The sequence below is a fragment of the Pseudomonadota bacterium genome (genome assembly GCA_039028155.1).
Taxonomy (GTDB): Bacteria; Pseudomonadota; Alphaproteobacteria; order SP197; family SP197; genus JANQGO01.
In genome coordinates this window covers 1-6,497 of sequence record JBCCIS010000103.1, presented here as the reverse complement: position 1 = coordinate 6,497, position 6,497 = coordinate 1, and the positions used below count along the sequence as shown (strand labels likewise).

8 protein-coding genes are annotated in these 6,497 nt (G+C 63.8%); all 8 read right to left on the bottom strand.

The window, feature by feature from the left end:
• A partial coding sequence (locus AAF563_25265; protein MEM7124610.1) for a class II aldolase/adducin family protein occupies positions 1-1,010 on the bottom strand: 1,010 nt, incomplete at its 3' end.
• Positions 1,011-1,089: 79 nt separating this feature from the next.
• On the bottom strand, positions 1,090-1,722 hold the full coding sequence (locus tag AAF563_25260; protein ID MEM7124609.1) for a class I SAM-dependent methyltransferase: 633 nt from the start codon (positions 1,720-1,722) through the stop codon (positions 1,090-1,092).
• A 5-nt stretch (positions 1,723-1,727) separates the two neighbouring features.
• Complete coding sequence (locus AAF563_25255; protein ID MEM7124608.1) at positions 1,728-2,879, bottom strand: aromatic ring-hydroxylating dioxygenase subunit alpha; 1,152 nt, start codon at positions 2,877-2,879, stop codon at positions 1,728-1,730.
• 96 nt (positions 2,880-2,975) lie between these two features.
• Entirely contained in the window at positions 2,976-3,740 is a 765-nt protein-coding gene (locus AAF563_25250; protein MEM7124607.1) for an SDR family oxidoreductase, read from the bottom strand.
• Between the two features lie 24 nt (positions 3,741-3,764).
• The gene (locus AAF563_25245) at positions 3,765-4,538 is read right to left on the bottom strand and encodes an SDR family NAD(P)-dependent oxidoreductase (protein MEM7124606.1); all 774 of its coding nucleotides are present in this window, start codon (positions 4,536-4,538) and stop codon (positions 3,765-3,767) included.
• A 9-nt stretch (positions 4,539-4,547) separates the two neighbouring features.
• Positions 4,548-5,543, bottom strand: a complete 996-nt coding sequence (locus AAF563_25240) for a mandelate racemase/muconate lactonizing enzyme family protein (GenBank protein ID MEM7124605.1) — start codon at positions 5,541-5,543, stop codon at positions 4,548-4,550.
• Positions 5,544-6,000: 457 nt separating this feature from the next.
• Positions 6,001-6,213, bottom strand: a complete 213-nt coding sequence (locus AAF563_25235; protein ID MEM7124604.1) for an ATP-binding cassette domain-containing protein — start codon at positions 6,211-6,213, stop codon at positions 6,001-6,003.
• Positions 6,210-6,497 (bottom strand): iron chelate uptake ABC transporter family permease subunit (locus AAF563_25230; GenBank protein ID MEM7124603.1); only part of this gene is annotated, 288 nt, incomplete at its 5' end. The genes AAF563_25230 and AAF563_25235, both read right to left, overlap by 4 nt.

Genomic DNA, 6,497 nt, shown 5'->3' with positions numbered 1-6,497 from the left:
TAGGCTTCATAGTCCGCGACATACGACGCGACGGCCTTTTCCGCGGCGGCGTGGAACCTGTCGAGCTTGCCGGCCTCCGGTGCCGGCACAATGAGGGGCTTGGCTTTTGTCCGGATGACGTGATCCGGCGTCACCGTGCCCTGCTGGCCATAACGCGCGAGGTCCTTGCCGCCGACATAATCGCGGATCGCCTTCGACGTCCTGAAGTCGAAGATCAACGGTTTGCCGTCATGGGTCGTCATGCCGCGCAGGATGGGGGCGACATCGCTGGCCGACGCGGCCTGTGCCGGCAGACGTCTCTGCGCGAAGCTCTTCTTGGCGCCCGCGCGCGCGCGCTTTTCGGCCTCGGTCACGGCGCGGATCATGCGCTGATAGGCCTCTTTGGCCGTGGCGCCAAAGGTGAAGATGCCGTGTTTGAGGAGGATCAGGCCTTCGACGTCCTCATCCTGGCGGAACACCGCAAGCGCCTTCTTGGAGAGGTCGAAGCCCGGCATGATGTAAGGGACATAGCCGAAGCGGTCGCCCCAGAGCTCGCGGCAGATAGCCTCGCCGTCCTTCAGATCGGTCAGCGCAAGCACCGCGTTCGAATGGGTGTGGTCGATGAACTTGTGCGGCAGAAAGGCGTGCAGCAGCGTTTCGACCGACGGGTTGGGGGACGACGCGTCCAGCAGGTTGACCCGCTGGGCATTCACCATCGCCTCGTCGGATAGTTTTTTGAGCCCGACCATCTTCTGTAGGGGACCCAGACGCACGGCGGGCAGGCCGGCGGGCTCGATATCGCCCATGTCCCAGCCCGATCCCTTGACGCAGAGAACGTCGGTCTCTTCGCCCAGATGATCGGGCATCACGGTCTTCACCGATGTGTTGCCGCCGCCATGCAGGACCAGGCGCGGCTCCTGGCCCAGAAGCCGCGAGGTGTAAACCCGCAGCGCCAGGTCCGCGTTGACGCCCTGCTTGCCGTAACGTTTGACGTAACTGGCGGCTTCCCGCTCCGACCACATGGACTTCATGGGCTATCCCCGTTCCTCGACTGCCCTTCTTTATAGCGTCCGGGGGATGTTGGTAAGGCAGAAAGGCGCTGGGCCGGGCCTAAGCGTCGCTGAGCACCCGGTAGAGCCAGATGCGGTGTTCGACCTCCGGCTCGCCCTTCGGCATGGAGTGGAAGGGATCGGAGACCTCGACCAGCTCCCAGGCACCATCTTCGACGAGCGAATCCATGGCATCGGCGTACCCGGGCGGCGGCTCGTCGTGGCGCAGCGTGAAGCTGATCAGCCCGCCCGGCTTCACGATCCGCACGAGTTCGTCCAGGCACGACGCCGGCGCGTGGCCAGGCGTGAAGACGCCGGAACTCAACACACCGTCATAGCTATCGGTCTCGTAATCCAGCGGCTCGCCCAACACGCCGACGCGGATCTCGCCATAAATGCCACGCGCCTTCGCCTTCTCCAACATGCCGGTCGACATGTCGACGGCGTCGATCGTCGTAAAACCGGCTCCGATGGCCGCCATGCCGACCGTGCCGCTGCCCGCGCCCGCATCCAGCAAACGCGCGTCATCGGCCAGATGCGAGCGGATGGCAGCGACGACAAGCTCGTGGCCGCGATAGCCAAAGTCATCGACGATCTGTTCGTCATAGGCGTCGGCCCATTGATCATAGGCCGCGCGCAGCTCTTCTTTGGACTTGGCGTTATAGATTACCGACAGATCGAGATGATCGACCATGGTGCTTAGCGCATCATGTCCGCCATCAGGCGCGCGAAGTGCTGGGTCGCCGGATCCCAGAAGGGCGACAGCACGCCGCCGTCGAAGCCGGGCGAGTTGCGCGCCATCTGCATGTTCTCGACGATCTTGAAGTCCTCGGTGTTGAGCTCGTCCCACATGTCATAGACGTCCTGGCGCTGTTTCGCGTAGGCCGGATCGGTCGCCGCGTCATCAACAAAGTACATGTGGATGTGCTCGATCGTGCGGTCCGGCGCTAGGGCATGCAGTTGGAAAATCGCCATCTGGTCGGGCCAGATCTGGATAGCGGTGGTCGGGAAAAGGTGGAAGTACCATTCGGTCTTCCGGCCGACCTCGTCGAGGCCCGGATAGAACGGCATGCCGATACCACGGCCTTCCTGGGCCTCTTTGATCAGCGACGTGTTGTGGAACCACGGGCCCTCGGTCTGGACGCCGATGCGCTCGGTGATCGGCGTGAAATCCTCCAGACGCGGATGAACGGCCGGGACATGGTAGGCGTCATAAAAGTTCTCGTAGATCAGCTTCCAATTGCCTTTGACGTCGAAGTCGAGGGTGGCCGCGTAGCGGAGCGCGCCAAAGTCATAGTCCTTCGTGCGTTGCGCGAAAGGCGCCCAGTGGTCGTCGAAGTCAGGCGCCTCGCCGGAAAGATCGACAAAGATCAGATCGTGCCAGACCGCGTGGCGCACCGGCAGCATGTCCGACGTGCCAGGTGCCGGGTCCGTGTCGTGCTTGCCACCGCCGTAGAAGTGCGGCCGCGACCTCAGCTTGCCGTCCAGGCCGTAGGCCCAGGCGTGATAGGGGCAGGTCAGCATGCGCTGGCCGCTGCATTTCTCCGGCACGATGACCGCGCCGCGATGGCGGCAGACATTGTGGAAGACCCGGATCTCGCCTGTGTTATCGCGCAGGATGACCAGCGGCATGCCGGCCATCCAGACCGGGCTGGCGTCGCCCTTCTCCGGCACGTCATGGCAGAAACCTGCGAGCATCCAGGTTCGCGCGAAGACCTTCCGGTTCTCCTCGGCGAGCCATGCGTCGCTGGTATAGCACTCGTTGGGAAGCCCCGACCCCTCCTCGGTCGCCACATCAAAGCGGCTTAAAACGTCATCGCTCAGGACGGGTTTCTGTGTCGGGACATTCATCGCAACCTCCTCAACCTCGAAGGATCCGGTTGCCCAAAATCATTCCACGAAGCAGGAGGTTGTACAACGGTTCAATAAACGCCGTGTTAGGCGGTCTCAGTCGATCGTCTCGCCGCCGTCGACGACGTGGATTGAGCCAGTGACGAAACTGGCAATATCCGAGGCCAAATAGAGGACCGGACCGGCCAGTTCGTCGACATGGGCGATGCGGTTCTGCGCCGCGCAGGTCTTGTTGAGCTCGGCGTAGCCCGCCTCGACGCTGCCGGCCATGCGGATCGCGAGGTTGCGCAGCATGTCGGTGTCGACGCCGCCGGGACAGACGGCGTTGACCCGAATGTCGGGGCCGAACTCCAGCGCGTGAGCGCGGGTCAGGTTGATGACGCCGGCCTTCGACGCGCAGTAGATCGAGCCCTTGGGCACGCCGATCAGGCCGTTGACCGAGGCGATATTGACGATATTGCCGCCGCTTTCGCGCAAGCGCGGCAGCGCATACTTCGTGACGAAAAAGAGGCCTTTGAGGTTGGTGTCGACCACCCGGTCCCACAGCGCCTCGTCGCAATCCTCCACCAGCGCGCCGCCGCCGGCGCCGGCGTTGTTGACCAGCACATCAAGCCCGCCGAGACCGGCCACGGCCGCCGCGACGATGCGCTCGCAGGCGTCGACGTCCGCCACCGACCCGGGCGCGGCGACGACCTTGTCGCCCGCCGCCAGGTCGGTAACCGCGGCATTCGTCGATTCGTCCGAACTGCCGTTGACGGCAACCCGCGCGCCTGCCCTTAGAAAGGCCTCGACGATGCCGCGGCCGATACCGCGCGTGCCACCGGTCACCAGAACCCGCTTATCCGTGAAGTCGATCTGCATATGAACCTCCCCTATCCCGATAAATCAGTATGTCGCACGCCCGCCGGAAGCGTCGAAAACGGCGCCGGTTGAGAACGAGCAATCCTCTGAACAAAGCCATGCGATCATGGCGGCGATCTCATCGGCCTTGCCCATGCGGCCCATGGGGATTCTCGAGATCATGTAGTCAATCCGGCTCTGCGGCACGCCGTCGAGTAGCGGCGTCTCCGTGATGCCGGGCGTCACCACGTTGGCGAGCACGCCGGTGTCGATGAGTTCCTTGGCGAGCGATTTGGTAAACCCGATCAGACCGGCTTTCGAGGCGCTGTAAGCGGCCGCCAGCGGGTTGCCTTCCTTGCCGGCGACCGACGCGACGTTGACGATGCGGCCCCAGCCGCCGGCGATCATCTGCGGCAAGAGCGCGCGGCACACCAGGAACTGTCCGGTCAGGTTGACGGCGATCATGCGGTCCCAGGCATCGGGATCGAATTCCCACGCCGGTCCGTCACCGCCGGCGATCCCCGCGGAATTGACCAGGATATCGATCGTGCCGGCGGTCTCGTGCGACGACCGGGCGGCCTCGGCGGTCGCGTCACGGTTCGTGATATCGACGGCGGCGGTGTGGACCACGTTGTCGCCGAGAGCCTTGGCCGCCGCTTCGACGCCCACCCGATTGGCGTCCCACAGAACAACCCGGGCGCCTGACGCCAGCAGACGCTCGGCGGTCGCGTAACCGATGCCGCTGGCAGCGCCCGTGACCACTGCCGTGTGGCCATGAAGATCAAGCTGGTTCAAAGGGTCGATCTGCCTTTCCCGCATCCAGCCTTGCTAGGCTTCCGCGATTGCTGGTCCAAGAGCCGACAGGTCCGGCGTCACGCCCAGGCCCGCGCCGCTCGGCGCGACAAGCATGCCATCCCTGGTGGCCGGCATGCCATCGGCGTTGCCGACCGTGACCCAGTTCATGAAGTCGACGGTGTGGGCGCGGTGTGCGGCCGGCGTCGAGACCATCAGGTGTGCCGTCGCGGCGGTGTTGATCGTGCTGCCGCCGGTATCCTCGATGGTGACGTTGAGACCGAGCGCGACCGCGACGTCACGCAGCAGCCGCGTCGGGCCGATACCGCCAAGCCGCGCCATCTTGAGCGTGACGCCCGACAGAACGCCCACCTCATGAGCCCGAAGCAGATCGTCGAACGAGGTCACCCCTTCGTCCAACACAAGCGGTCTTGCGCATCGGCGTGCGACCTGGACGTTGTCGGCAAGTCGCATGCACGGCTGCTCGAGAACAAAACCGATCTGGTCGACGCCGTTGGCGAACCGCAAGGCATCATCGACCCGCCACGCGCCGTTGGCGTCAGCGTAAAGCACCACGTCGTCGGGCACGGCGTCACGCACGGTGCGCAGGCGCTCGATGTCCTCCGTCGGTTGACCACCGACCTTGACCTGCAGGCGCCGGTAACCCTGGTCCACGAAGGCCGCGGCCTGGTCCGCCATGGTGGCGGGTTCCGCTTGGCTGACCGAGCGGTATAGCGGTACCGCATCGCCGTCCGCGCCACCCAACAGGTCCGAAAGAGGTCGGCCCGCCAGACGTGCCGCCAGGTCCCAGGCCGCCATGTCGATGGCTGACTTCACCGCGGGCTGACCGAACATGAGATCGTTGAGGTGGTCGGCCAGCCGCGCGGGCGCGTCAGCGCGCTGGCCCACGACCGCGGGCAGCAACCGCTTGGTACCGGCACGGATCGCCTCGGGAAACGCTTCGGCATAGAAGGCGCCAAGCGGCGCGGCCTCACCCCAGCCGATGGTGCCGTCTTCGGCCATCAGCGCCACGATTGAGCTGTCGAATCCCTCTTCCTTATGGCCGCGGCAAACATAGGGGGAATGGCAAGCCCAAAGATAAGAAGGCGTCGAAACCAAATTCGCCTGTCGGATCCCCGAGTTCCCGCTCATTCTTGTCACGACCAACACCCTTACGCATGCGATCTCCTGAGGAGAATAGAGATCGAGCAGACCCGCCACCACCAACAGCATTGCGATGGGTATGGAGCGAGGCAACAAAGCTCAGACCGATTGAGGAGTTGAGGTGGAAGTGGCTTATCGTCACTACGATAACTACACACTGGTGGCCACAAAGGACGGCAAAGTTCATTCAGGTGGAACCCCGACTTGGACCACTAATGTTGCCATGCCTTCCACCGCTAGCCGATCAGCTCAAAACAATGCAACGGGTGTTGTCAGCCTATCTTCAGCCTATCATGGATTACCAGCCACACGCCCAATCTGACGGTCAATTTGCTAAAGAGATATCACCGAGGTGAACCTTGCCCGACGATGGCCGGAGCAATCCCGCGATCAGGCGGAAGAGCGTCGATTTCCCGGACGCGTTCGGCCCTATGAGCGCCGTGAGTTGGCCGGGCGCAATCGGGTCGAAACCGATCTCGGTGAAGATCCGTCGGGAGCCGTAAGAAAAGCTGAGGCCCTCAGCCTTCAGCGCGCTCATTGCCAGTGCCTCTTTCGCTGTCCGAGAATGAGCAGCACAAAGAAGGGGATGCCGATCAGCGACGTGATCATGCCGATCGGATAAACAATTCCGGGTGTGATCGCCTTCGAGGCGATCGATGTGCCCGACAGGATGAGCGCACCACAAAGCGCGGACAGCGGCAGGAACCCGCGCTGGTCCTCGCCCACGATCATGCGCGCAATGTGCGGTCCGACCAGCCCCACGAAGGCGATGGCGCCCACGAAGGAAACCGCAACCGCCGAAAGCAGGGACACGCCTGCAAG